This window comes from Paraburkholderia sp. SIMBA_030, from assembly GCF_046535245.1.
Lineage (GTDB): Bacteria > Pseudomonadota > Gammaproteobacteria > Burkholderiales > Burkholderiaceae > Paraburkholderia.
This window is the reverse complement of record NZ_JAWRXB010000134.1, coordinates 1-380: the sequence shown is the minus strand read 5'-3', so window position 1 is coordinate 380 and position 380 is coordinate 1. Positions and strand designations below refer to the sequence as shown.

At 62.9% G+C, this 380-nt stretch carries 1 pseudogene; it reads right to left on the bottom strand.

Going from position 1 to position 380, the window contains the following annotated elements:
* Window positions 1-16 precede the first annotated feature (16 nt).
* Window positions 17-380, bottom strand: a pseudogene (locus SB772_RS39345) (MFS transporter); the annotation flags it as partial.

Below are 380 nucleotides of genomic sequence, written 5' to 3'. Positions count from 1 at the left end.
ACGACAGCGACCACGATCACCCCGACGAGCAGCCACAGAACGGTCGACGGGCGTATCCCAGTTGCCCGGTAAGGTATACGTTCATGTAGGTGATCCCGATATAGCCACCGGCGGTGAGGGCGATGGCCAGCGCGGCAACGCGCAGGACCCCGATGAAGTCGGTGCGCAGAACTTCGCGTAGCGGGGTCTTCACAACGCGGTGGGTTGCGACGAGCTCTTCGAATTCGGGAGAGTCCTCGATGCGGGATCGCACGATGAAGCAGATGATGGCTAGGGGAATGGCGAGGAGGAACGGGATCCGCCAGCCCCATGCGGCCATCTGTTCAGGTGCCAGAAGGGTGCTCATCCCTCCGGCGACAGCGGCTGCAAGCACGAAACCG